This window comes from Roseateles microcysteis, assembly GCF_036880965.1.
Classification (GTDB): domain Bacteria; phylum Pseudomonadota; class Gammaproteobacteria; order Burkholderiales; family Burkholderiaceae_C; genus JAUASW01.
The window spans coordinates 86,188-112,055 of sequence record NZ_JBAJMV010000005.1 but is presented as its reverse complement, the minus strand read 5'-3'; the positions used below and the strand labels follow the sequence as shown (position 1 = coordinate 112,055).

15 protein-coding genes are annotated in these 25,868 nt (G+C 66.0%); 8 read left to right on the top strand and 7 right to left on the bottom strand.

Annotated features, from left to right (window positions below; genetic code table 11):
* Positions 1-6: 6 nt before the first annotated feature.
* Both rhaI and V3596_RS14880 read right to left on the bottom strand, forming a co-directional pair.
* Positions 7-1,302 carry an L-rhamnose catabolism isomerase gene (gene rhaI, locus V3596_RS14885; RefSeq protein ID WP_334278564.1) on the bottom strand — a complete coding sequence of 432 codons (1,296 nt, stop codon included), beginning with the start codon at positions 1,300-1,302 and terminating at the stop codon, positions 7-9.
* 58 nt (positions 1,303-1,360) lie between these two features.
* A complete protein-coding gene (locus V3596_RS14880; RefSeq protein WP_334278563.1) occupies positions 1,361-3,463 on the bottom strand; it encodes a bifunctional rhamnulose-1-phosphate aldolase/short-chain dehydrogenase in 2,103 nt (700 codons plus the stop codon).
* A gap of 411 nt (positions 3,464-3,874) precedes the next feature.
* Between V3596_RS14880 and V3596_RS14875 the strand changes: the two genes are divergently transcribed.
* On the top strand, positions 3,875-4,729 hold the full coding sequence (locus V3596_RS14875) for a DeoR/GlpR family DNA-binding transcription regulator (RefSeq protein WP_334278562.1): 855 nt from the start codon (positions 3,875-3,877) through the stop codon (positions 4,727-4,729).
* 9 nt (positions 4,730-4,738) lie between these two features.
* Here V3596_RS14875 and V3596_RS14870 read toward each other — a convergent pair whose 3' ends face one another.
* Entirely contained in the window at positions 4,739-5,992 is a 1,254-nt protein-coding gene (locus V3596_RS14870) for a serine hydrolase domain-containing protein (RefSeq protein WP_334278561.1), read from the bottom strand.
* Positions 5,993-6,142: 150 nt separating this feature from the next.
* On the opposite strand from V3596_RS14870, the gene V3596_RS14865 reads away from it, so the two are divergent.
* Positions 6,143-7,504, top strand: a complete 1,362-nt coding sequence (locus V3596_RS14865) for an FGGY-family carbohydrate kinase (protein WP_334278560.1) — start codon at positions 6,143-6,145, stop codon at positions 7,502-7,504.
* A 741-nt stretch (positions 7,505-8,245) separates the two neighbouring features.
* Here the strand turns inward: V3596_RS14865 and V3596_RS14860 are convergent.
* Entirely contained in the window at positions 8,246-11,419 is a 3,174-nt protein-coding gene (locus V3596_RS14860) for a TonB-dependent receptor (protein ID WP_334278559.1), read from the bottom strand.
* A gap of 221 nt (positions 11,420-11,640) precedes the next feature.
* On the opposite strand from V3596_RS14860, the gene V3596_RS14855 reads away from it, so the two are divergent.
* The 5 genes from V3596_RS14855 to V3596_RS14835 all read left to right on the top strand — a co-directional run bounded on the left by V3596_RS14855 (position 11,641) and on the right by V3596_RS14835 (position 21,953).
* Positions 11,641-14,394 carry an exo-rhamnogalacturonan lyase family protein gene (locus tag V3596_RS14855; RefSeq protein WP_334278558.1) on the top strand — a complete coding sequence of 918 codons (2,754 nt, stop codon included), beginning with the start codon at positions 11,641-11,643 and terminating at the stop codon, positions 14,392-14,394.
* A gap of 140 nt (positions 14,395-14,534) precedes the next feature.
* Positions 14,535-16,214, top strand: a complete 1,680-nt coding sequence (locus tag V3596_RS14850; protein ID WP_334278557.1) for a M20/M25/M40 family metallo-hydrolase — start codon at positions 14,535-14,537, stop codon at positions 16,212-16,214.
* A gap of 524 nt (positions 16,215-16,738) precedes the next feature.
* A complete protein-coding gene (gene rsgA, locus V3596_RS14845) occupies positions 16,739-17,821 on the top strand; it encodes a ribosome small subunit-dependent GTPase A (RefSeq protein WP_334278556.1) in 1,083 nt (360 codons plus the stop codon).
* Between the two features lie 42 nt (positions 17,822-17,863).
* Positions 17,864-19,459: a serine hydrolase domain-containing protein gene (locus tag V3596_RS14840; RefSeq protein ID WP_334278555.1), complete on the top strand. Its 1,596-nt coding sequence runs from the start codon at positions 17,864-17,866 to the stop codon at positions 19,457-19,459.
* A gap of 178 nt (positions 19,460-19,637) precedes the next feature.
* The gene (locus tag V3596_RS14835; RefSeq protein ID WP_334278554.1) at positions 19,638-21,953 is read left to right on the top strand and encodes a TonB-dependent receptor plug domain-containing protein; all 2,316 of its coding nucleotides are present in this window, start codon (positions 19,638-19,640) and stop codon (positions 21,951-21,953) included.
* A 20-nt stretch (positions 21,954-21,973) separates the two neighbouring features.
* Here V3596_RS14835 and V3596_RS14830 read toward each other — a convergent pair whose 3' ends face one another.
* The 3 genes from V3596_RS14830 to V3596_RS14820 form a co-directional block, all read right to left on the bottom strand.
* Positions 21,974-22,456 carry a cold-shock protein gene (locus tag V3596_RS14830; RefSeq protein WP_334278553.1) on the bottom strand — a complete coding sequence of 161 codons (483 nt, stop codon included), beginning with the start codon at positions 22,454-22,456 and terminating at the stop codon, positions 21,974-21,976.
* Positions 22,457-22,591: 135 nt separating this feature from the next.
* Positions 22,592-22,786 (bottom strand): hypothetical protein, encoded by a 195-nt coding sequence (locus V3596_RS14825; protein WP_334278552.1) that lies wholly within the window; start codon positions 22,784-22,786, stop codon positions 22,592-22,594.
* A 14-nt stretch (positions 22,787-22,800) separates the two neighbouring features.
* Positions 22,801-24,738 carry a S9 family peptidase gene (locus V3596_RS14820; RefSeq protein WP_334278551.1) on the bottom strand — a complete coding sequence of 646 codons (1,938 nt, stop codon included), beginning with the start codon at positions 24,736-24,738 and terminating at the stop codon, positions 22,801-22,803.
* 263 nt (positions 24,739-25,001) lie between these two features.
* Between V3596_RS14820 and V3596_RS14815 the strand changes: the two genes are divergently transcribed.
* The gene (locus V3596_RS14815; RefSeq protein WP_334278550.1) at positions 25,002-25,862 is read left to right on the top strand and encodes a phosphate/phosphite/phosphonate ABC transporter substrate-binding protein; all 861 of its coding nucleotides are present in this window, start codon (positions 25,002-25,004) and stop codon (positions 25,860-25,862) included.
* The last annotated feature ends 6 nt before the right edge of the window (positions 25,863-25,868 follow it).

Below are 25,868 nucleotides of genomic sequence, written 5' to 3'. Positions count from 1 at the left end.
CAGGCCTCAGACGATGCCGCTGCCGCTCGCTCCGGCCTTGGCCGGACGCTCCGCCGCCTTCTGCGCACGGTAGCCCACGGTGCGGTAGCAGGCCACCGGGTCCACCGCCGCGCCGCTGCGCATGCGGGCCATGGCGAGGATGGGGCTCACGTCGGTGCGGAAGGCGCGCTTGAGGGTCTGCGCGGCCTGGTGCACGTCGTTCGCTTCCTGGAAGCCGGCGAGCGCAATGCGGTCCACCAGCGCAGCCTGCACGTAGGCGCGCTGCACTTCGACCGCGCTGCTCATCAGGCTTTCGATCGGATCGGTCACGTTGTGCGACTGGTCCAGCATGTAGGCCGGCTTGAAGGCAGGGCCATCGCGCAGCGCCGCATCGGCCAGCTCGTTGAACACCAGGAAGAGCTGGAACGGGTCAATGGAGCCCGAGTCCAGATCGTCGTCACCGTACTTGCTGTCGTTGAAGTGGAAACCGCCGAGCTTGCCGAACTGGGCCAGGCGCGCCACGATCATTTCGATGTTGGTGTTGGGCGCGTGGTGGCCCAGGTCGACCAGGCACTTGGCCTTCTCGCCCAGCGTTTGCGCGCAGGCGAAGCTGGTGCCCCAGTCGGCAATCGTGGTGGCGTAGAAGGCCGGCTCGAACAGCTTGTGCTCGATGTACATCAGCCAGTCGGCCGGCAGCGCCGCGTAGATGCCGCGCATGCTGTCGAGGTAGCGCTCCAGCGCGCCGCGCAGGTTGCTCTGGCCGGGGAAGTTGGCGCCATCGCCCACCCACACGGTCAGGCCCTTGGAGCCCAGTTGGCGGCCCAGCTCGATGCACTCGATGTTGTGCTGCACCGCCTGCTCGCGCGCGGCGGCGCTCATCGCCGTGAGGCTGCCGTACTTGTAGGTGTGGGCCTGGCCGGCCTGGTCCTGGAAGGTGTTGGAGTTGACCGCGTCGAACGACAGGCCCAGGCTTTTCGCCCGCTCGAACAGCGCCTTCGGGTCGCTCGGCTTGTCCCAGGGGAAATGCAGGGAGACGAGCGGCGTGGCACCCGTCAGCTGGTTGATGACGGCGCAGTCGGCCAGCTTCTCCTCCACATTGCGCGGCTCACCCACGCCGGGGAAGCGCGCGAAGCGCGTGCCGCCGGTGCCCACGCCCCAGCTCGGCAGCGCCACCTGAAAACCCTGGGCCAGGGTGGTGAGCTTCTCGATGTCTTGCCCGCGGCGGGCCAGCGTGCCGGCCAGCGCCGCATAGTCGGCCTCGAGGTCGGCGCGCAGAACGGCGTTGTGCTGCTGCACCAGGCTGGTGTTGATGACGTAGTCCATTCTTGTCTCCGGATCTCTTTGCTTGTCTGTCGCTGCAGTGCGATGGTCAGTGCAATGTTCAGCGGGTGAATGCCGCGGCGTTGCCGGCATCCACATTGAGGATGTTGCCCGTGCTCTTGGCCGCCTTGTCGCTGGCCAGGAAGTACACGGCCTCGGCGATGTCTTCCGGCAGCACGCCCAGCTTGAGCATGCTGCGCTTGCGGTAGAACTCTTCCACATCGTCGGCCTCGATCTTGTTCGAGGCGGCGCGCTCTTCCTTCCACTTGCCGTCCCAGATGCGCGAGCCGCGGATCACGGCGTCCGGGTTCACCACGTTGACCCGGATGCCTTCGCTCGCGCCTTCAAGTGCGATGCAGCGGGCCAGGTGGATCTCGGCCGCCTTGGCGGTGCAGTAGGCCGATGCGCCTGCCGAAGCCACGAGGCCATTCTTGCTGGCCACGAAGACCATGCTGCCGCCGGTCTTTTGTTGCTTCATCAGGCGGAACGCAGCGCGGCTGACCAGGAAGTAGCCGGTCACGAGGATGCTCTGGTTGCGCTGCCAGACTTCCAGCGAGGTGTCTTCCAGCGGCGCGGCCGAAGCGATGCCGGCGTTCGACACCAGAATGTCCAGGCCGCCAAAGCGCAGCGACGTGGCGGCGATGATGGTCTCGACAGCCGCTTCACCGGTGATGTCGGCCTGCACCGTGGCCACGCTGTCGGCGCCGAAGCTCTTGACCAGATCCTTCTGAGCGGCGGCCAGCGCTTCGGTGTCGATGTCGGTCAGCATCACGCAGGCGCCTTCGCGCAGCAGTTGGCGCGCAACAGCCTGGCCGATGCCGCCGGCACCGCCGGTCACCAGGGCCACGCGGCCGGCCAGGCTCTTGGGCTTGGGCATGCGCTGCAGCTTGGCTTCTTCGAGCAGCCAGTACTCGATGTTGAAGGCTTCCTGCTCAGAGAGGCCCACATACTTGTCCACGCCATTGGCGCCACGCATCACGTTGATGGCGTTGATGTAGAACTCCGAGGCGATGCGGGCCGTGGCCTTGTCCTTGGCGAAGGACAGCATGCCCACGCCGGGGATCAGGTAGATGATCGGGTTGGCATCGCGAACGGCCGGGCTGTTGGCATGCTTGCAGCGCTCGTAGTAGCCGATGTAGTCGGCACGGTAGGCCTCCAGCGCGGCGTCCAGCCCGGCCACGGTCTTGTCCAGATCGGGGTTGGCCGGGTCGAAGTCCACCACCAGCGGGCGGATCTTGGTGCGCAGGAAATGGTCGGGGCAGGAGGTGCCCAGCGCCGCCAGCGGTGCCAGGTCTTGACTGCAGACGAATTCCAGCACGGCAGCGCTGTCGTCGAAGTGGCCGAGCTTGAATTCGGTCTTGCCGATCTTGCCGCGCAGGAGCGGCATCAGCTTGGCGGCAATTGCCGCACGCTCTTCAGCGGCCAGCACCGGCGCCTTGGCACCGCCAAAGGCCGGCTGCTTGCTGTTGGCGTTCAGCCAGCTCTCGGCGCGGCGGATCATGTCCAGGGTGTTCTCGTAGCAGCCCTTGGCCGTGTCGCCCCAGGTGAAGAGACCGTGGCCTTCCAGGATGATGCCCTTCAAGTGCGGCTGCTCGGTCGAGAGCGCCTCCAGCTTCAGGCCCAGGTCGAAACCGGGGCGCTGCCAGGGCAGCCAGCCGAGCTCGCCTTCGAAGATCTTCTGCGTCAGCGCCTTGCTGTTGGCGCAGGCCGCGATCGCGATGATCGCGTCCGGGTGCATGTGGTCCACATGCTTGCGCTGGATATAGGCATGCAACGGCGTGTCGATACTCGCGGCGCGCGGATTCAGGTTGAAGGTGCAGTGCGGCAGGTAGTCGACCATCTCGTCTTCGAGATCAAGGCCGCGGTAGCGATTCTTCAAGCCCTTGAGTTTCTCCAGGTACAGCGTCGAGAAACCGTCGATCTTGATGCTGCCCAGGTCACCACCCGAACCCTTGACCCACAGGACCTCGACCTGTTCGCCGGTCAGATAGTCCGCCATCATCACCTTGGCCGAGGTATTGCCGCCGCCGAAATTGGTGATCCGGAAATCCGAACCGAGGAGATTCGAGCGATACAAGAGCAATTCCGGCTCGCTCATGGTGGCGGCAATTTTGTCGTCCCACAAGGAATTGATGGAATCCTTGCCCGTATTCAGTGCATTCATGATTTGACCGTGGTTGAAACTGACCCGCAAAACCCTGCTTCGCTCACCCGGCGGGCGGCGGCGCGGCCAGGTTCCGCTGCAATGGACGCCAGTAGAGGCCAGGGCGAAAGAGGTGTCAATGCAGAAGCAATCAAGTCAATGAGTGATAGCAAGATGCGCAAATGAATGATTGAAATGCGGCGGCGCAACAATCGCAATCACGCTTTGCGCATTGATTGCGCAGACATTCGCCATGAATCAATCATTGATTTGAGCGATTGGCGATTGACCATGGCCGCCTGCTGGCGTAACTTCGGTTCCGCCGCATGGGCCTGGCGGCCAGGCTCATGAGCGCGGTGAACAGGCGGAGCCGGCTGGTGATTCCGCTGCTCGCCTGATTGCTTTGCCAGCGCCAGTATCCGAGGTGATTTCATGATCAATCACAAGCGCCACAAGCGTTTGCTCAAACTGCTCAACGAGCATCAGCATGCCAGCGTCCAGGAATTGACCGAATGGTTATCTGCTTCTGCCGCCACGGTGCGCCGGGATATCGGCTGGCTGGCCGCAAAGAATCAATTGACCCGCACCCGCGGCGGCGCCGCGAAACTGCAGCAGAAAAAGCGGCAATTCACGCTGTCCAGCGAAACATTCCAGAACAATATCCAGAATCGCGCCGCTGAAAAGCGCGCCATTGCCCGCCATGCCAGCAGCATGTGCAATGACGGCGAAACCATCATCATCAATGGCGGCACCACCACCTACATGATGGTGGAGTTTCTGGTCGAGAAGCAGCTCAAGATACTCACCAACTCATTCCTGATGGCCGAGCGGCTGCTGGTTTCGAGCGACAACGAGATCATCCTGCCGGGCGGCAAGGTCTACCGCGAGCAAAACGTCATCCTGAGCCCGTTCGACAACGACATCACCCAGCACCACTACGCCGCCAAGATGTTCATGGGCGTCTACGGGCTCTCGCTGCTGGGGCTGATGGAAGCCGACCCGCTACTGATCCAGGCCGAGAAGCGCCTGATCAGCCAGACCGACGAGCTGATCGTGCTGGTGGACAGCTCCAAGTTCGCGCGCCGCGCCGGCCTCATCCTGTGCGGGCTGAACCGCGTGTCCTGCGTGATCACCGACACCGGCGCCAGCGACGGCGCGGTGCAGGCGCTGGAGCACGAAGGCGTCAAGGTCGTGACCGTGGCGCCGGAGCCGCTGGAGCAGGACAGCGGCTCCGCCGACTTCGAGTCCTCGAGCGAGTTCCCGCTGGCGGCGAATGATCGATTCTGATGGGGCGGTCTACCTGACCAGCGCCTGGTAGGTCAGCACCTTGATGCGCTGGTTCAGCGTGGAATTGCCGGCCGGGCGGTGCTGGGTCATGAAGATCAGGATCAGCCGCTCCTTCGGGTCGACCACGTACTGCGGGAAGTAGGCGCTGCCCCAGCCATAGGCGCCCACCGAGCCCATCTCGCCGCTGATGCCCACGTCGCCGATGGTCCAGAAACCCAGGCCGAAGCCGTCGCCGTCGATGCTGCGGTACTTGTCGCCGGTGTGATTGGCATGCATCAGCGCCACGGTCTTGGGCGCCAGCAGGCGCACGCCATCGAGCTCGCCGCCGTTCAGGAGCATCTGCAGGAGGCGCGCGTAGTCGGTCGTGGTCGAGAGCATCCCGGCGCCGCCAGACAAGAGGCGCTTCGGGCCGTTGACGAAATCGCTCTTCGCCGCCGTCTCCTTCAGCACCAGCCTGCCGCCTTCCATACCGTAGACATTCGCGAGCCGCGCGGTCTTCTCGGGCGGCAGGAAGAAGCTGGTGTCGGGCATCTTCAAGGGCCCGGTGATGCGCTCCGCGATGAATCGGTCCAGCGGCATGCCTGAAATCACCTCGATCACGCGGCCCAGCACGTCGGTTGCGTAGCCGTACTGAAAGGCCTCACCGGGTTGGCCGTGCAAAGGCAGGGCAGCCAGGCGGTCGACCATCTGCTCCAGGGTTTCGTCCTTGTCGAGCAGGTACCAGTCGGCCAGGCCGGCTCGTTTGTACTCGGCACTGGCCAGGCCGCTGCCGTAGGTCATGCCGGCCGTGTGGCGCAGCAGGTCGCGGATCGTGATCGGGCGGCGCAGCTTCTCGGTCACGTAGGCCTGGCCGGAGCCAGCGGGCGCCGGCACAGCGACGACCGAGTTCGCGAAGGCCGGAATGAACTTCGCCACCGGGTCCTTCAGGAGGAAATGTCCTTCCTCGTAAAGAATCATCGCGGCCACGCTCGTCAGCGCCTTGCTCATCGAAGCGATGCGAAAGATCGCATCCTTCTGCATGGGCTTGCCGCTCTCGATGTCCTGCTGGCCGTAGGTCTTGAAATGCACCGGCTTGCCATCACGGGCGATGTAGACGATGGCGCCGGCGATCTGCTGCTGTTTCACCTCCCCCTCGACCACGGCATCCAGGCGCTGCAGGCGCTGGACCGAGAAGCCTCCGGGCGTCAGCTCGGCCGGCTTGGCGGCCTGCAGTGGCGCGCTGATCAGGCTCAGGCCCAGCAGCAGCGCGGCACACAGATTCATCTTTCTGATCATCTCGATACGGCCCGGAAGTTCGACGCGCGAAGAGTGTCCCTGTTTCAGGCCCGGTCAAACAATCATTCGCATGCGAGAAATGCGCTCATCGCGCGCAGGGCATGATGCTGGGCCACGCTTGCTGGCAGCATTCGCCTCATGAAAATGGAAGAAGAAGCAACCGTCGTCCTCGACATCGGCAAGACCAACAGCAAGCTGAGCCTGCTCGGCCGCGATGGTCGCGTGCTCCAGGAGCAACGCCGGCCCAACGTCGTCTTGCAGAGCGGCCCCTATCCGCATCTGGATGTCGAAGGCCTCTGGCCCTGGATGCTGGAGACGCTGCAGCACTTCGCCGCCCAGGCTCGCATCACCGCCATCGTGCCGGTGACGCATGGCGCGACGGCGGCGATGGTCAATGAACAAGGCCTCGTGCTGCCGGTGCTGGACTACGAGTTCACGCCGCCCGAAGAGAGCTACCGCAGCAAGCGCCCGGCCTTCGCTGAAACCTTGTCGCCCGAGCTGCCGGCCGGGCTCAACCTCGGCCGGCAACTGGCCTGGCTGGCCGCGCACTTTCCGGTCGAGTTTGCGCGCAGCCGCCATGTGCTGATGTATCCGCAGTACTGGGCCTGGCGCTTCAGCGGCGTGGCGGCAAGCGAGCTGACTTCGCTCGGCTGCCATACGGACTTGTGGAACCCGCAAGCAAGGAGCTATTCCTCGCTGGTGAGCGCCTTGGGATGGGAAGACAAGTTCCCGCCCCTGCAAGCCGCCTGGACCCCGCTCGGCCCGCTGCTTCCCGAAGTCGCCCGCGCCACCGGCCTGCCGGCCGATTGCCAGGTCGTCTGCGGCATCCACGACAGCAATGCCTCGCTCTTGCGCTACCTGCAATCGCAGGAGCCGGTCACCGTGCTCTCCACCGGCACCTGGGTGATCGCCGCAGCGCTGCGCAGCGCGAGCCCGCAACTCGATGAGCGGCAGGACATGCTGGCCAATGTCGATGTGCATGGCCAGGCCGTGCCCTGCATGCGCTTCATGGGCGGCCGCGAGTTTGCTGCACTGGCGGGCGGAGAGCCGGCGGCGTTCACCATTGCCGACCTGCAGGCCGTGGTCGACCAAGGCACGCTGGCCCTGCCCTCTTTTGCTGAAGCCGGCGGCCCCTTTGCCGGACAGGTCGGACGCGTTGAAGGCCCCGCGCCCAAGACGCCGGCCGAGCAGGCGGCACTGGCCACGCTCTATTGCGCCCTGATGACCGACTACTGCCTTGGCGCACTCCATGCCAGCGGCCCCGTGGTGGTGGAAGGCAGCTTCGGCCGCAACCCGCTGTTTGGCGCCGTGCTGGCTGCGCTTCGACCCACTCAGCGGGTCAGCATGTCGGACGACAGCAGCGGCACGACCTGCGGCGGCTGGATGCTGCACCGCTGGGGCGAGCAGCCCGCAGCCTCGCAGCACCTGGCAGCCCCGCTGCAGCTGTCCGGCCTGTCGAGCTATCGCCGGCAATGGCAGGCCCTGCTGCCCAGGCCATAGAAGAATTCGTCGCCGATCTACAGGAATAGCGCCGACCGGCACATTGCAGCCGTTCGCGAAGCCATGTCGGGAGAGCGTTGCACGGCAACCCGGGCAGCCGCACGGCTCAGGCAAGGGGGCCGGCCTTGCAGGCCGACTTCCCTGCGCTGCTCGCAACTCGGGGCGGCACGCAACTCGCTTCTCTCACTTCGTTCGTTGCGCTCAGACAGGGCGTGCCAAGTCAGTCGTTGAGGCACGCTGCGCGTGCTGCCCCGAGCCGCTGTGCTGCTCGGCCCCTTGCATTCACCGCGCAGCTGCCCGGGTCACCGTGCAACGCAGCGCCGCGTGGGGGTGTTTGCTCGCAGGCCACGACCTCTCGCCGGCACAGGCTGGCCCCGCTGCCGGGCGATTTGTGCGCGGCCGAGAGCGCAGCAGCGCGGGCCGGGCGTGCGCAGCACGCTTCAACAACTGACTTGGCGCGCCCTGTCTGAGCGGCACGAACGAAGTGAGTGGAGCGAGTTGCGCGCCGCCGGCCCGTGATGCGAGCACCGAGGGGAGTTGGCCGCGAGGCCAACCCGCGCACCATGAGCCCGGTGGCGGGGCCAGCCTGTGCCTACCGCCCGACCTCTGCAAACGCGAAGCGAACGGCTGCAACGTGCCGTCATGAGTCATCCCGAGAAATCGGCGGAGCGGCAATAAAAAGCGGCTCCCGAAGGAGCCGCAGAAGCTGGCCGTTGCAGCGGCCAGGAGACATAAGCGGAATCAGAGCTTGTAGCCCACCGTCAGGTAGTAGCGGCGGCCAGACCAGGCCAACTCGTTCGGGCGCTGCAGGTCGCCAGCGTAGGTCAGCTCGGCCTGGTTGGTCAGGTTCTTGGCCTCCAGAGAGAACGTGAAGTTCTTGTTCAGCTTGTACTGGACCTTGGCGTCCAGGTAGCCGCTGCCGTCGCGGAAGTTCGGGTTGCCCGACACGTCGTTGCCGCCCGTGTAGTACTTGTTGCGATGGTGGTAGGCGATGCGGGCGTTGAACGAGTCCTTGTCGTACCACAGGCCCAGGTTGTAGGCCTTGGTGGACAGGCCCGGATAAGGCAGCACCGAGTTGTCCAGCGGGCTCAGCAGCTCATTGCCGGCGGCGTAGCTGAAGGTCATGCGGGTCAGGTTGGCATCGACGCCGAAGCCGCTCAGGAAACCGGGCAGGAAGGTCAGCGCCGTGCGGCCCGACAGCTCGAAGCCCTGGGTGCGTGCGCCCTCGCCGTTGATCGCCTGGGTCACGTCGAACAGGCGGCCGTCACCGAAGAAATTGACACTGCCCTGGCGGATGTTGGCGCGGACATAGGTGTCGATGTTCGTGCGGAACAGCGCCAGGCTCAGTTGCGAATCGCGGTTCGGGTAGTACTCGAGGCTCAAGTCCTGCTTGGTGGCGCGATAGGGCTTCAGGTCGGGGTTGCCGGCCGTGCAGTCGTCAACGCCATCGCCGCCGCGGCCGGGCGAGCCGCTGCCGGTGGTGCAGGTGACGTTGGGTGCCAGCAGGTTCAGCGCAGGGCGTGCCATCACCTTGCCCCAGCCCATGCGAAGGATCAGCTTCTCCGGCAGCAATTGCAGCGCAGCATTCACGCTGGGCAGGATGTCGCTGTAGCTGCTGTCGATGCCGACCACCTTGTTGTTGTTCACCAGCACCGTGCAGGTCGTGAGCACGGCCGGATCGCAAGTGCGGTCGGTGTAGAGGCCGGTGGACTTCACTCGGGTCGCGGTGTAGCGAGCGCCGAGGTTGCCGTCGAGCGCCATGCCGAACAGCTCGGTGCCCCAGTCCATCTGCAGATAGCCGGCCTCGATCTTCTCGGCGATGTCGAAGGTCGGCACCTGCGGATAAGTCTTGCCGTCGCTGCCGGGCGTGTTGTACAGGTAGGCGTGATTGAAGGCGCTGGTGTCGAAGTACCCCGACGAGACGGCAGCGGCATAGCTGGGCGCCGTCCAGTTGCTGGGCACGTTGCCCATGTTGCCGTAGCCGCCGAAGAAGGTGCCCGGCGAGCTGGTGCGCAGCGCGTTGACGACCTCCTGCATCTTGGCGCCGGTGACGTAGGACGTGCGGAAACCGGTGTTGATGAAGGTCTGGGTGTCGTTCGGGCGCTGGGCCGTGCCCGTGTACAGCGGGTCGAAGATGATGGTCTGGTTGACGTTGGCGGTGCGGGCGTTGATGTCCACCGCTTCCGTGGTGTTGCTCAGGCTGCCGTTGTTCTGCACCAGGTAGCCGCCACCGTTGTATTGGGCGGAGCGCGAGTCGCGCGCCTGCATGCCGAAGTACAGGGTGTTGAAGAAGCTGTGGCCGATGTCGTAGGTGAAGTCCAGCTTGCCCTGGCGCTCGGAGTTCTTGGTCGCCGAGGGGCGGTACTGCATTTGCGCCTGCACATAGGACGAGGCGCTGTCGGGGCTGTAGCCGCTCGGGAAGGTGAATGTCGGCAGGCGGTCGGCGCCCAGCTTCACCACCAGGCCCGGCGCATTCTGCGTCAGCACGATGGCATTGCTCTCGCTCTTGTAGTCAGCCGTGGCATTGCTGAGCTGGCCGTCGATCTTCCAGTTGTCCTTGTTGTACTTGAAGCCCGCCTGGTTGTAGACCGACTTGATGTCCAGCGCAAAGTCCCGTGCCGAGGTCGAGAAGGCACCCTGGCCACCCTGGCCGGCGACGGCCAGGCAGTTGCCGACCGTGTAGCTCGTGACGTGGTGGTTCTCGAACGTCATGGTGGCCGGCGTGGCCGTGCCGCTGATGGCCGTGCAGGTACCTGCGGTCTGCACCGTGCCGTCGGCCCGGTACACAGGCGAGTTGCCCGCGTTGGACAGGCGGTTCGTCGCCGTCAGGTCGGTGCCGAAGTTCATGTCGTTGAGCTTCTGCGCCTGGGTGTTGGCCTGGTACATGAGCCAGGCGTTGAAGTTGTCGCTGAACTTGTACTGCGCGGTCAACTCGGCGGAACTGCGCTTGTGGTCACGCTCCCAGATGCCGTAGCGCGAGATGCGCGGCGCGTAGTCGAACCACTGGCTCTGGCACTGCGAGCGGTCGGTGGCATTGGTCAGGGCGGCGCAACCGGCGAACGTGGTGACCGCAGCGGCCCTGGCGTTCAGACTGGTCAGCGTTTTCTCGGGCGAGTTGTCCCAGTCGCGCAGAAAGGTCCAGGAGGTGTTGCGCGAGAAGTCGCCGCGCGTGTAGATCTTGTCGTAGACCAGGTTGGCCATCAGGCCGAGCTTGCCGTCCAGGAACTTGTCGGCCAGCAGCAGGGTGCCGCGGGGCTGGACACCGCCGCGCAGGCTGCCCTGCTCGGCCGCGATGCTGCCGGCAATCGTGCGGTCCTTGAAGTCCAGCGGCTTGCGGGTGTTGATGAGCACCGTGCCGCCAACGCCGCCTTCGGTGAACCGGGCCTGCGTGCCCTTGACCACGTCGATGGACTGGATCAGCTCCGAAGCCAGCTCGCGCAGCTCGGCGCCGCGGCCGGCGCCGCCATTGGTGCCAAGCACCGACATGCCGTTGATCTCGACGCGGTTCAGGTCGGGTTCCACGCCGCGGATCGACACCTGCGAGCCTTCGCCAAATTCACGGCTCAACTGCACACCCGAGATTCGCGAGAGCGCCTCGCCGACATTCTTGTCGGGGAATTGATTGACGTCTTCGGCGACGATGGAATCGGTCACCGTGCCGGCATTCTTCTTGCGGTCGATGGCCGAAGCAATCGAGCGGCGAGTACCGACAATCTCGACAGTCTCCAGCTGGTTCTTGGCCGGCTTGCCGTCCTTGTCGAGTTTCTCGGCGGCCGGGGCCGCGGGCTTGGCAGCGGCAGCAGGTGCTGCCTGCTGGGCCTGGGCGGCGGCGGCGGCAAACAAGGCCGCGATGGCGATGGCGGTACCGGTCTTGAGAGGGAATTGGGCGGCGCTGCGGCCGGTATAGGCAGTCATCTTGCTTGTCTCCAGGAGTCGTCCATGGGTTGACAGCTGCTTCAATGAAACGCTGTTCTGATTTGCAGTCTAGGACTGGCTGATCGCTTTGGATTTGGCTCTCAGCAAAGAATCAAGACCGTGATCGGAAACGCCCCGCACAAACCCTGAGAAGCCCACAGAATGGCGCCTCGCTGCGGCGCCATCGGGGCCTGCGGCACCCCTGTACCGTTCGATTCCTCATGAACCGATATACACGCCGCTCCTTCTTCAAGACCGCCTCAGCCGCCGGCGCCGTGCCCCTGGCAGGCATTGGCGCCGCCACAGCGACAGCGGCTGGAACGGCGGCTGTCGCGGCCGTTGCAAAGTCAGCGCCAGCGCTCACGGGCGGCGCTCGCTTGCGATGGCTGGAAGGCGCCGCACCAGCGCTGTCCACCGGCACGACCTGGGGCCTGCCCTGGCCCAAGGGTCAGGCCAGGCCGGAGCAGGTGTTCGCGCTGAAGAACGGCCAGGGTCAGGCCTTGCCGATGCAGAGCTGGCCCCTGGCTTTTTGGCCGGATGGATCGCTCAAGTGGACCGCCCATGCATTGCCGGCGGGTGTGCCCTTGGGTGAGCAGATGAGCATTGAGCCGGCGGCGGCAACCACGGCACCGGCCAGCGCGCTGAGAGTCACCGAAAGCCGCGATGCAATCACGGTTGATACCGGCGTCCTGCAATGCGTGATCGCGCGCAGCGGCTCGCAGCCGATCCGCTCGGTGCACCGCGACGGCCGCGATATCCTGCGCGCCGGCATGCTGGTGGCGGTGGCCGACGACAAGCCCGATGCCGAGAGCGGCCCGGTCACGCAGACGCATTTCGACAGCCAGATCAGCAGCGCCACGGTCGAGCAGAACGGCCCGGTGCGCGCCGTCATCAAGATCGAAGGCGTGCACCGCGCGGGCCAGCGCAGTTGGCTGCCTTTCGTGCTACGCGTCTACTTCCATGCCGGTGCCGAATCGCTGCGCGTGCTGCACAGCTTCGTCTACGACGGCGACGAGGCGAAGGACTTCCTGCGCGGCATCGGCCTGCGCTTCGAGGTGCCGATGCGCGATGCGCTGCACGACCGCCATGTCCGCTTTGCCGGCGAGAACGGCGGGCTGTGGGCCGAAGGCGTGCGCAATCTCACCGGCCTGCGCCGCGACCCCGGCGCCGCCGTGCGCGCCGCGCAGTTCGATGGCCGCGCCTGCCCGCCGCTCGCCGAGTTCGGCACTCAGGTGCGCACGCTGATGCACCGCATCCCGGCCTGGGGCGACTACACGCTCAGCCAGGTCGCGGCGGATGCCTTCCAGATCAAGAAGCGCACCAAGGCCGGCCACGGCTGGATCGATGCCGCCTGGGGCCATCGCGCACCGGGCACCGGCTACATAGGCGGCGCCACCGGTGGCGTGGCCTTCGGCCTGCGCGACTTCTGGCAGCGCCATCCGGTGCAGCTGGACATCCGCAACAGCCACACCGACGCGGCGCAGGTCACCGTGTGGATGCGCTCGCCGGAAGCGCCGGCGATGGACATGCGCTTCTATCACGATGGCCTGGGCATGGAGACGCATGCGCAGGAGCTCGAAGGCCTCGAGATGACCTACGAGGACTACGAGAAGGGCTATGGCACGCCGCACGGCGTTGCACGCAGCAGCGAGCTGATGCTGTGGGCGCTGGCCGCGACGCCAACGCGCGAGCGCCTGGTGCAGATGGCTGCCGCGGTGCAGACCCCGCCCCAGCTCGTGGCCACGCCCGAGCACTACCTGGCCAGCGGCGTGTTCGGCAGCCTGTGGAGCCTGCCGGACCGCAGCCACCCGATGAAGGCCGCGATCGAAGACCGGCTCGACTTCCTGTTCGACTTCTACAAGAAGGAGGTCGAGCAGCGTCATTGGTACGGCTTCTGGGACTACGGCGACGTCCGCCACACCTACGACGCCGACCGCCATGAATGGCGTTACGACGTGGGCGGCTTCGCCTGGGACAACTCCGAGCTCTCGCCCGACCTGTGGCTCTGGTACTCGTTCCTGCGCACCGGCCGCGCCGACATCTTCCGCTTCGCCGAGGCGATGGTTCGGCATACCAGTGAGGTCGACACCTACCACCTCGGCCGCTTCAAGGGCCTGGGCACACGCCACAACGTGCAGCACTGGGGCTGCAGCGCCAAGCAGGCGCGCATCAGCACGGCGGCCTACCGGCGCTTCTACTACTTCATGACCGCCGACGAGCGCATCGGCGACATCATGCAGTCGCTGCTCGACGTGGACCGCCAGCTCGATGCGGTGGACCCGGTGCGCAAACTGGCCAAGCAGCCGCCCAAGGGCCCGTACCCGGCGCGGCTGAGCTTCGGCACCGACTGGGCGTCGCTGGCCGCCAACTGGCTCACCGAATGGGAGCGCAGCGGCAAGCCGCAATACCGCGACAAGATCCTGCGCGGCATGCAGGACATCGGCGGCATGCCCAAGGGCTTCTTCAGTGCCGAGCGGGCGGGCTACGAGCCGGCCACCGGCCATGTCTACAACATCGCCGGCGACAAGGCCGAGGCCAGCCATCTGAACGCGGTGTTTGGCGCGGTGGAGATTTTTGCCGAGCTGATCGAGCTCGGCGTGGCGCCCGGCTTCGAGAAGGCCTGGCTGCAGTACTGCGAGCTCTTCAATGCCTCGAAGGACGAGCAGATCCGGCAGCTCGGGATGCCGCATGGCGCGACCAACGCCCTGCTCGTTGGCCATTCCCGGCTGACGGCCTATGCCGCCTGGAAGAAGCAGGACCCGGCCCTGGCCCAGCGCGCCTGGCGCGAATTCCTGGCCGGCGACCGCTTCGGCAGCCAGCCGCTGCGCACGCAGAAGGTTCAGGGGCCGCTGGTGCTGAACCCGGTGGAAGAAGCGCCCTGGATCAGCACCAACAGCACGGCGCAATGGGGGCTGGCCGCCATCCAGAACCTGGCACTGATCGGCGACCAGCTGCCCGCGGCCATTCCTCGCTGAGGGCCCTGTCTTGGCGGGTGGACTCAGTATTTCCCCTCCCCCCGCCAACGCACAAAAGACGGCCCTGACGAATGGCACCCCCTGGCGCGCCCCGTAGACTGCCCCGTTTTCTGGATCCAAATATCCGTCGGAGCCCCTCGATGAAGCTGAACAAACTGCAACAGGCGCTGGCCGTGGCCGCCCTGCTGGTCCCCGTGCTCGTGAGCGCCAAGCCTGATCCCGAAGTGATCAACGCGATCCGGGACCAGGGCTTCAACCATTCCCAGGTCATGCAGACGCTGCACCACCTGACCGACAAGATCGGCCCGCGCCTGACCAACTCCCCGAAGATGCGCGAGGCCAGCCTCTGGACCATGGAGCGCATGAAGAGCTGGGGCCTGGCCAATGTGCACCAGGAAGCCTTCGAGTTCGGCCGCGGCTGGACCTATGACAAGGCCAGCATGGACCTGACCTTCCCGCGCAGGACTTCGCTGCACACCATCCCGCTGGCCTGGACGCCGGGCACCAATGGCACGGTCGAGGCCGAGGTCGTGATGCTCGACGCCGTCACCGAAGCCGAGCTCGCCAAGTACAAGGGCAAGATCAAGGGCAAGGTCGTGATGCTCAACGAGCCCATGGACACCGAGGAGCCGCGCCGTGAGGTCTCCAAGCGCTACTCGGCCGCCGAGCTCAACGAGATGCGCGCCTTCAACATCAAGGCACCGGCCAACGACGGCAACACCCCGCCCGACAGCGTGGAGGCGCGCCGCAAGTTCAGCCGCTTCAACGACGCACGCGAAGCCTTCCTGAAGACAGAAGGCGCTGCCGGCGCCCTGTTCCGCAGCTCCTGGGATGGCGGCCTCGTCCGCGTGATGGGCCAGAACCACCGCGTGGGCAAGACCTTCCCAGTGCCTGGCCTGATGCTGCCGGTGGAGCACTACAACATGCTGGCCCGCACCATCGAGAACGGCATCACGCCCAAGATCACCTTCAGCGTCGACGCCCGCTTCCACGACGAAGACGTGAACGCCCACAACACGCTCGGAGAGATCCCCGGCAGCGGCCCCGAGGTCGTGATGCTGGGCGCCCACCTGGACTCCTGGCACGGCGCCACCGGCGGCGTTGACAACGCAGCCGGCGTGGCCATCACGATGGAAGCCATCCGCATCCTCAAGGCCGTCGGCGTGAACCCCAAGCGCACCGTGCGCCTGGGTCTGTGGTCCGGCGAGGAACAGGGCCTGGTCGGCTCGGCCGCCTACGTGGAAGAGCATTTCGCCAGCCGCCCGAAACCGACCGACCCGAAGGAACGCGCGCTGCCGCGCTGGATGTGGAGCAACCCGGGCTGGCCCATCACCGTGAAGCCCGAGCATGAAAAGCTCTCGCTCTACTTCAATGTGGACAACGGCAGCGGCAAGCTGCGTGGCATCTACACCCAGGGCAATGCCGCCGCTCGCGCTTCGTTCGCCGACTGGTTCGGCCAGGTCAGCGACCTGAGCGACGGCGTCATCACCAACAATTCCACCGGCTCGACCGACCATGCCTCGTTCGACCAGGTGGGCCTGCCCGGGTTCCAGTTCATCCAGGACCCGCTGGACTACTTCACCCGCCTGCACCACACGCATGTCGACTCCTCCGACCACGTGCTGCCCGACGACATGAAGCAGGCCGCCGTGGTGCTGGCCACCCTGGTCTACAACGCCGCCACCACCGAAGCACGCCTGCCGCGCAAGCCCATGCCGACCGAGCACACGGCCGAGGAAAAGCAGGCCGAGAAGCTGAAGGCCGACAAGCGCGTGCGCAGCAAGGACCGCAAGGCCCTGGGCGAGCTGTCGTCGCGCTGAGCCGGTACTCGGCACTGAAGGCGATATGAACCGAAGAATGTTTGTTCTTCGTCATATCGCCGTCACGAGCCTTCAGCACAATGCAAGGCACGGAAGCGAAAACCGGCTGCAAATTGGGCAGAGAACTGGAACCCGTCACCAGCGCTGAAGTAAACCGTCGCCAGCCCAGTGCGCAGGTGTCCGGAAGCGAAGAAGAGCCACCCCTGGTGGCTCTTTGCTTTTGTGGCGCCATGACTATTGACGCGGCTCGGCACCCGCCGGCACACTGCGCGCCTGTTGCTTCCCTCTCAACCCTTCACACAGGAGCGCCCCATGAACGCAATCCATGACATTGCCCACCTCCTGTCGGCCGCCGCCCTGGCTGCCTGAAGGCAAGAGACCTCCGCGCTGCGCTCGCCCTGGGCGCAGCCGCGCCGCAAGACCTCCCCGCCTGACAAGCTGCCGCGCCCGCGGCCGACCTTGACCTCATTCCCCTGCGACGAACACCGCCGCGGGGACTGGCTCCATTTGCCCATGAGAACGTCATGCTCGACAGCTTGCAATTCGAGGCGCTGCGCCGCCTTGGCCTGAATCAATCCATCCTCCCCCTGCTGCCCGCACTGTCGGACCAGCACCCCGCCGCGGCGCTCGTCCGCGTGACCGAAATCCACCGCGATGTGCTGCGCCTTGAGGGCGCCGACGGCGCAATGCAAGGCCGCATCCGCCCGGCCCTGCTGAGTGCCCTGCGGGCCCATGGCCAGCGCCTCGCCGTTGGCGACTGGGTGCTCGCCCAGCCCGAGGGCGACAGCGCCTGGGTGTGCGCGCGCATCCCGCCGCTCAGTGCCTTGAGCCGGCGTGACCCCGAAGGCTGGCTGCAGCCGCTGGTCAGCAACATCGACTGCGCGCTGCTGGTACTCGGCCTTGACAAGGACTTCAACCTCGCCCGGCTCGATCGCTACCTGGTGCTGACTCGCAGTGCCGACGTGCCCGCCGTGGTGGTGCTGAGCAAGGCCGACCTCTGCGCCAATCTGCCCGACCGCCTTGCCGAGGTGCGTCGACACCTCGCCCACAGCCACGCCGGCCTGCTCGATGTGGTGGCGGTGGACGGCACGTCGGCCGAGAGCTGCTCGGTGCTCGAGCCCTACATGGGCCTGGGCCAGACGCTCGTCCTGCTGGGATCCAGCGGCGCTGGCAAGAGCACGCTCACCAACACCTTGAGCGGGCAGTCGGAGCAGCTCACCGGCTCGGTGCGACTCGACGACAGCCGCGGCCGCCACACCACCACCAGCCGGAGCCTGCACCGCTGCACCAGCGGCGCCTGCATCATCGACACGCCGGGCCTGCGCAGCCTCACGCTGGACGCCGACGCGAACGCCGTGGCGCAGGCCTTCGACGATGTTCAGAACCTCGCCCAAGCCTGCCGCTTCCGCAACTGCAGCCACGGCGATGAGCCCGGCTGCGCGGTGCGCGAAGGTGTCAGCGCCAAGCGCTTGAAGAGCTACGAGAAGCTGCAACGCGAGGCGCAGCGAGGCGAGATGAGCTACCTGGAGCGGCGCGAGCGGCTGGCCGAGTGGAAGCGCATCGTCAAGGGCGTGCAGCTCAAGCAACGCCTGCGAGGTCGCGATTGAAGGAGTGCCGCCACTACACTGGCCAGCCTCTGAGGAGCACCCATGATCCACGCTGCGGCGGCCCATCTGCAAACCCGCGTCGACCACTACTTCGCGGCCTTGCAAGGCCGCGCAGCGCCGGGCTACAGCGTGGGCCTCCTGCGCGACGGCGAGGTGCTGCTCGCCAAGGGCTACGGCCTGGCCAGCCTGGAGCAGCAAACGCCGCTGCGGCGCGACTCCAGGCTGCGCATCGCCTCGGTCTCCAAGCAGTTCACCGTGGCCGCCGTGCTCTTGCTGCAGTCGCAAGGCTTGCTGCGCATGACCGACGATGTTCGCCAGCATCTGCCCGAACTGGGCGGCTTGCCCGAAGCGATCACGCTGGACCAGCTGGCGCGCAACACCAGCGGCCTGCCCGACATGCTGGAGCTTTTGCGCCTGGGCGGCGTGAACCTCGACTTGCGCGTGGACCGTGAGCAGCTCTTGCAGACGATTGCGCGCTGCAGGCACCTGAACTTCAGGCCCGGCAGCCGCTTCCTCTACTGCAACAGCGGTTTCGCCCTGCTGGGCCTGCTGGTGGAGCGCATCAGCGGCCACAGCCTTGATGAATTCCTGCAGCAGCAGCTGTTCCGGCCACTGGGCATGCAGGCCACGCAAATGGTGAAGGCATGCGACCGCCCACAGCCCGGCCTGGCCACGCCCTACCTGCCCGACAGCAGCGAGCCCGGCCACTGGCGCCGCGCGATGCATGGATTCGAGCACGGCGGCGAAGGCGGGCTGGTGTCGACCGTGGAAGACATGCTGATCTGGGCTGCGCAGCTCCTGCAACCGGGGCCAGGCATGGCCGAGCTGGTCACGGCATTGCAAGCGCATGCGCCGCTGCTGACGGGCCACGCGTCGCCCTATGCGCGCGGGCTGGAGCATGGCCATTGGCAAGGCCTGGCCACCATCGGCCACGGCGGGCTGTGGCCGGGCTTTCGCACCGAGTTCCTGCTCTTGCCTGAGGAGCGCCTCGCCGTCGTCGTGATTTCCAACGACGGCGGCAGCAATCCCTACAAGGTCGCTCGCGAACTGGCGAGCCTCGCGCTGGACCGGCCCGCGCCTACGCCAACATGCAGTCTCGCCGCCTGGCAAGGTCGCTGGCTCGATGCCGAGCAGGGCCAGCTGATCGAATTGACTGTGGACGACGCAGGCCGCGTGATGTGCTCGCAATGGGGTGCCGGCTTCGAGCTGCAGGCCGATGCCGACGGCAACTGGCGGCCGCTGCGGGGCGTCTATGAGTTCCGCCTGTGTACCGACGGCCCCGAGGCGCTGAGCCTGGACATCGGCGCCGGTCGCATCGCCAGGCTGCATCGCGTCGACCCGGCAGCGCCGATGCCGCTCGGCCTTGCTGGCCGCTACTACAGCAAGGATGCGGACGCCTGCTGGCACATCGCCGAGGACCTGAGCCTGCGCGCCGAAGGCCCGCTCCTGAAGTCCCGGCAGTCCTGGACCCTGCATGCACTGACAGCCGATCTGGTCGAGCTGCGCAGCGGCGGCTACTGGATGCAGCCGACCCAGCTCCTGCGCGTCGAACGCGATGCCACCGGCAAGGTGCAGGCCTTGCTGGTCGACACCGGCCGCATCAAGAAGCTGCGCTTCGAGAATCAATCGTCGGCTTGAGCGATCTGCAACAAGCCGCGTTGCTGCAGGTAAAGAAGCGGTAAACGCGCCCCCAGAACCGAGGTCCGGCCGGGTCATCCATGCGATGCTTCGCGCCTGCGCTGCCGGCCGCCCCGGCCCGGCGCCTGCCTGCATCCACGAGACCTCTGCCCGGCCGCCCTGCTGCGGCCTCGCGACCATGACCGACCAAGCCACGTTTGCCCTCCATCCGCTGTCTGCCGCCCTTGCGCTGGCCTTGGTCGCCGCCCTGCCGGCCGCGGCCCAGACTGCCACGCCGCCCGCGGCTCCAGCCAGTGCGCCTGCCCCTTCACCGGTCAAGCCCGCCGCGCCACTACAGCGCCCGGCCCAGCGCCCGCCCGCAGCCGATCAGAAAGCGCCGCAGCAACAGCAGCTGCAGCGCGTGGACATCGAAGGCAGCAGCAATGACGACGGCAAGCGCCGCGCTTCGACGGCTGCCAAGATCGTCATCGGCCGCGAGGAGATCGAGCGCTACGGCGACAACAACCTCGGTGAAGTCTTGAAGCGCCTGCCCGGCGTGACCACGGGCGGCAGACCCGGCCGCGGTGGCGATGTGCGCATGCGCGGCATGGGCGGCGGCTACACGCAGATCCTCGTCAACGGCGAGCGCATGCCGCCCGGTTTCGCGCTGGACCAGTTGCCACCCGAGCAGGTCGAGCGCATCGAGATCATGCGTGCGCCCACGGCCGAGCATGGCGCGCGCGCCATTGCCGGCACCATCAATGTGGTGCTGCGCGAGGCCTTGCAGAAACGGCTCAATGAAGTGCGCCTGGCCCTTGCCGAAGAGAAGGGGCGCATACGGCCCAATGCCTCCTGGACCCGCAACGACAAGCTGAACGACAACGGCGGCGCCTACAACATCACCATCAATGCCCATCGCGGCGACAACATCGACGACGTGGCCGTCCGTGCCACGACGCGTGACCTGCGCACCGGCAGCGAATCCGTGCAGACCACCACCGGCACGCACGAGAACAGCCGCAGCTCCCTGAACATGAATGCGCGGCTGCAGTGGCGGCTGAACGACGGCGGCTCGCTGTCCATCCAGCCCTTCCTTGCGTCCAGCAAGGGCAATGGCATCAACCACTCAGAACAGACGCCCGGCATCAACTACAACAGCGTGGACACGCAGAGCAACAACGAGTTCACGATGGCGCGCATCAATGCGCAGTGGATGAACCGCCTCGGCCCCGAGACTCGCCTGGAAGTGCGCGGCGGCATTGGCCGCGGCGACATGAAGAGCCACAGCCAGCGCCAGGAATACATCGCGCCGGCCAAGGTGGCCAGCCGCGTGCAGGACGACAGGAGCGACAGCGACAACCAGTCCTGGAGCCTCAACACCAAGCTGTCGCACCAGATGCTGCCGAGCGAGCACAGCCTGGTCGGTGGCATCGAGGCGGAAGGCCAGAAGCAGAACTCGACCCGCGTCTGCCGCGAGAACGGCCTGGCCTGCCGCGGCGTGCTGGAGTTCGGCGACGAGTTCCAGGCCTCGACGCTGCGCACCGCGGCCTACATCCAGGATGAATGGAGCCCGAGCAAGCAATGGTCGGCCTATGCCGGCCTGCGCTGGGAAGGCATCGAGAGCAAGAGCACGGCCACCACCTACGCGGTCAGCAACCGATCCAGCGTCCTGACGCCGCTGCTCCATGCGGTCTGGAAGCCCGACGAGAAGAGCCGCGATCAGGTCCGCATGAGTCTCACGCGCAGCTACCGCAGCCCGCAATTGCAGGACCTGGTGGCCCGCCCCAACGTCAACTCCCAATACCCGAGTGGAGCCAACACTGCCAACTATGCCGACCGCGCCGGCAACCCGAACCTCAAACCCGAGCTGGCCAATGGCATCGACCTCGCCTTCGAGCGCTACCTGAGCAAGGGCGGCGTCCTGAGTGCGAATGTGTTCTCACGCCGCATCACCGATTTGATGCGCAACGTGACCGAGCTGGAAACGGTCAGCTGGTCGAACGTGCAGCGCTGGGTGTCGCGGCCGCGCAATATCGGCAAGGCACGCACCCAGGGCATCGAGCTGGAGGCCAAGTTCCGGCTGGACGAGTTCATCGCGGACGCAATGCCGCTGCAGATTCGCGCCAACCTGAGCGTGTTTCATTCCAGCGTGGAGGGCATTCCCGGCCCCAACAACAAGCTCGACCAGCAGCCCAAGGGCGTGGCCAACTTCGGCGTGGACTACCGGCTGCGCAGTGCGCCGGTGACCCTGGGCGCCAGCATCAACTTCACGCCAGCCAACCAGATCCAGCAATCGGTGCTGACCGCTGCGACCACCACGAAGAAGCGGGTGCTCGACACCTTCGCGCTGTGGAACGTGAACAAGGACGTGGGGCTGCGCCTGTCAGCCACCAACCTCTCACCGCTAGCCTATGCCAACTCAAGCGTGATCAATACCGGCGAGCAGATGATCACCACCGAGAGCGGCGGCCGCACCTTCACGCAGTGGCAAATGCGCCTGGAGTGGCGGATCTGAGGCCGAGAGGCCAGAGCCGATCAATGCTTGGCCGGGGCCGGTTTGGCAGCCGACCCCTTGCTGCCGGCCTTGGCAGCCTTCAGCGGTGGCGGTGAGGTGTCCGGATTGAGCTCATTGCTCAGCGCAGAAAACTTGGCACTCGCTTCTGGCTCGTAATGGCGCATCAGCGCCAGGCCACCCACGGTGGTCAGCAGCACTGCGGCAGCCGTGCCCACCATCCAGCTGCGGCGGCGCACACCCGATGCGGCCAGGCGCTCCGAGCGCGAACGTGAGGGCTTGAAGCCGCCACGCTGCGAGCTGAGGCGCCGAACCCGCACCGCCTGCTTGCGGCCCGAGGGGCTCAGTTCCACTTCGAAGCTGAGGGCTTCGCCGGGCTGCGGCGCCTGCGCGTCGCCGGGAAAGGCCGAGATGCGGACGAACAAGGCCTGACCGCCCCCTTGAGGTTCAATCGTTCCCGAGGCCTGGTCGTCATCCCAGGTCTTCAGCGTGCCTTCGAATCGCATGTTCTTGTCCCAACCTTTGTACTGCCAATCCCGGCATGACCGGGCCTGACGCAATGGTGAGGGCAAACGCCCCGCAGCGCCCGCAACACGATGTAAGAGCTGTTGCGGACGCTGCCGTCCTGAACTAGTGACTTATTACCGCCCGCCCCCAAGCAGCCGGGCCGGCAACATCAGCATGGCGCGCAGCAGTGCAAACACAGCTTCCACGCCGATGCCGAGCAGCCGGAACGGCAGGCTGAGCAGCCAGACCAGGGGCCACAGGACCAGGGCCAGCAGAGCCAGCGGCCAGCAAAAGATGAACAACAGGCACCACAGGATCAGGCTGGTCATGGCGGCTCCTTCGCTTACTTGCCAGAGGTCGGCAGCAGGTACTTGTCGAGGAACTCCTTGATCTTGCGGTTCGCTTCGATCTGGTTCTTCTTCTTGGCAAAGCCGTGGCCCTCGTCGGGGAAGACCACGTATTCCACCGGCACATTGTTCTTCTTGACCGCCTCGACGATCTCGTCGCTCTCCGGCTTGATCACACGCGGGTCGTTGGCGCCCTGGATCACCATCAGCGGCTTCCTGATCTCCTTGGCATGGAACAGGGGTGAAGTGGCGATCAGGAAGTCCTTGTCCTTCACCGGGTCGCCCACCTCCTGATACAGGGCCTTGCGGAAGCTCTCCCAATAGGGCGGGATCGATTCCAGGGTGCGCAACCAGTTGCTGACACCAAAGATGTCCACGCCGACCTTGAAGGCCTCGGGCCGGAAGGCCATGGCGGCCAGCGTCATGTAGCCGCCGTAGCTGCCGCCCATGATGCCGATGCGCTCATGGTCGATCACGCCGGTGGAGGCAAGAAAGGTCTTGGCTTCGATGCAGTCCCACAGCGGCTCGCGGCCATGCTTGCCATCGTCCGCGGTGAAGAAGCTCTTGCCATAGCCCGAGCTGCCGCGGTTGTTGATGCCCAGCACCGCATAGCCATGGTTGGCCAGGTACTGCGCCAGCGCGTTGTAGCCGCGCATGGTCTGGCCGCCAGGGCCGCCATGCACCAGCAGCACGGCCGGCACCTTGTTGCCGGGCGAGGCACCCTTGGGTTCGTAGTAGACCGAAGGAATCACCATGCCGTCGAAGGACTTGAAGCGAACGATCTTCGCCTCGACCAGCTCGGACGGGTCGATCTCCTTGCTCATGCTGCGGCTCAGCTGCGTCGTCTTCTTCGTGGCGAAGTCATGAACAAAGAGGTTGCTCGGCGAGCGGTCGCCGTTCACGTAGAACGCCATCTTCGTGCCGCTCCTGGAGAAGTTGACGCCGCGCAGCTCGCCCTCCGGCAGCTTGGGCAGGGGCAGCAACTTCTCGCCTTCACGGATCGTGATCTTGATGCTGGCATCGGCATTGACGCCGGTGACACGGAAGCGGCCGTCGCGCGAGTAGTCGGTGTAGGCGATGTCCCAGTCGGCCTTCTCCACATCGCTCATCTGGCCGCTGGCCAGGTCGTAGGCGACCAGCCGGGTGAACTCGCTGCCGTCATTGGTCGTCAGCAGCAGGCGCTTGGAGGCCGGGTCGAAAGTGGCCGCTGAATAGCTGGCCACGCCCTGGTGCGAGGTGATGTGCTTGAGGGCCTGGTTCTGGGTGTCGAACAGGTAGACGTCGGAGTCGGCCGTGGTGTTGGTCTTGCCCAGCGCCAGCCAGCGGCCATCGCGGCTGATCGCACCCGGCGACATGCCGGTCTCGTTCTTGTAGACGAGCGTGCGGGCGTAGGTCTTGGCGTCGTAGCGGTAGAGGTCGAAGAAGCGCGGGTCGCGCTCATTGCTCGTCACGTAGAAGGCGCTGTTGTCGCCGCTCCAGCCGGCAAAGGCCGCCTTCAGCTTGTCGCCGGGGGTCAGGTCCTTCTCGCTGCCGTCGAGCTCGCGCACATAGAGATGGTTCTGCTCATTGCCGGCCTGGTCGCGGGTCAGCAGTACACGGTCGTCTTCGGGGAAGAAGCCAACGGCGTAGTTGCTGTCCGTCGTCGACTTTGTCAGCGCAACCGGCTCACCGCCTGTGACCGCGATGCTGTAGACATTGAAGATGCCGGTCACATTGCTGGAGAACAGGATGCGCTTTTCATCGGCACTGAAGGAGGCGCCGCCGATCGAGACCGTGGCCATGAACTGCTCGATGGTGTAGCGCTTGGCGGCTTTCGCGGCAGCCTTGGTGGGGGCCGCGGCGCTGGTGGGTGCCGCGGTGGCAAGCCCGAGACAGAGGGCTGCAGCCAGCAGGCTGGCCGGGGCAAAGCTCGTGATCGACTTCTTGGGGTTCATCGGTTTCTCGCTCCTGTGTTGGGTTACCGGTCCTCGCCGGCTGTCGCGACTATAGAAGGCAGGCCGGCCCGGAGCCAGGTCGGTCCGGACCAACAGCCCAAGCGCCGTCACGGCCTGCAGCCGTTGCCGACAGACCGCATGGCCACGTGACAGATTACCGCTCTGACGCTCGGGGCCAGCCGGGGCTGTCCCATGTCAACGCCTGGGCCGCGCCCCTGCCTAGACTTGAGGCCCTGATGGACCGTCTACCCGGAGTTCCGTTCATGAAGCCAATGATCCTTCGCCGCGACCTGGCCTTGCTGGCTCTGTGCCTGTCCAGCCTGCTGCCCGCTGCATGGGCACAGGGCAACGCGCCCGCCTACCAGTTCTCGCCAGTCAACCAGTACGGCATCAACCTGACGGCCGCCTACTGGAATCCCATCATCAGCTACGTGTCGGCCAAGAGCGGCGTGAAGCTCCAGCTCAAGCTCGGCCGTACCTCGGCGGACACCACCTCCTACGTGCTCGCCCAGGAGGTCGAATTCATCTTCAGCAACCACATGTTCAGCCCGGAGCGAGAGAAGCTTGGCTGGAAGGTCCTGGCGCGCCGGCTCACGCCGCCGGTTCATGGCCAGATCCTGGTGCCTGCCGACTCGCACATCACCGATCTCTCGCAACTGCAAGGCAAGGAAGTGGCTTTCCCGGGCCAGGAGGCCTTGATCGCCTACAAGTTCCCGGCGGCCCAGCTGATGAGCCGCAAGGTCGAGTTCAAGACCGTCTTCGGCGGCAACATGGACGGCGCCTTTGCGCAACTGTTCAGCGGCAAGGTCGCTGCGGTCGGTGCCAATTCGCAGCTGGCCGAGGGCTTTGCCAAGCGCGAGGGCAAGAAATTCAGGGTGCTCTGGAGTTCACCGCCGCTGCACGACCTGGCGCTGATGGCTTCTGCGAAGGTGCCCGACAGCACGCAGCGCGCCGTCGCAGCCGCCTTCATCGGCATGCACAAGGACCCCGAGGGCCGGGCCATCCTGGAACAGGCCTCGCAGCAGGTGGGGCTGGGCGCCGAGGCCTACTTCATCAGCTCCGACGGCGCGGAGTACGGCGCCTACCGGGACTTCTACCGCAGCGCACCCGCTCAACTGCGCTGAGCGGCC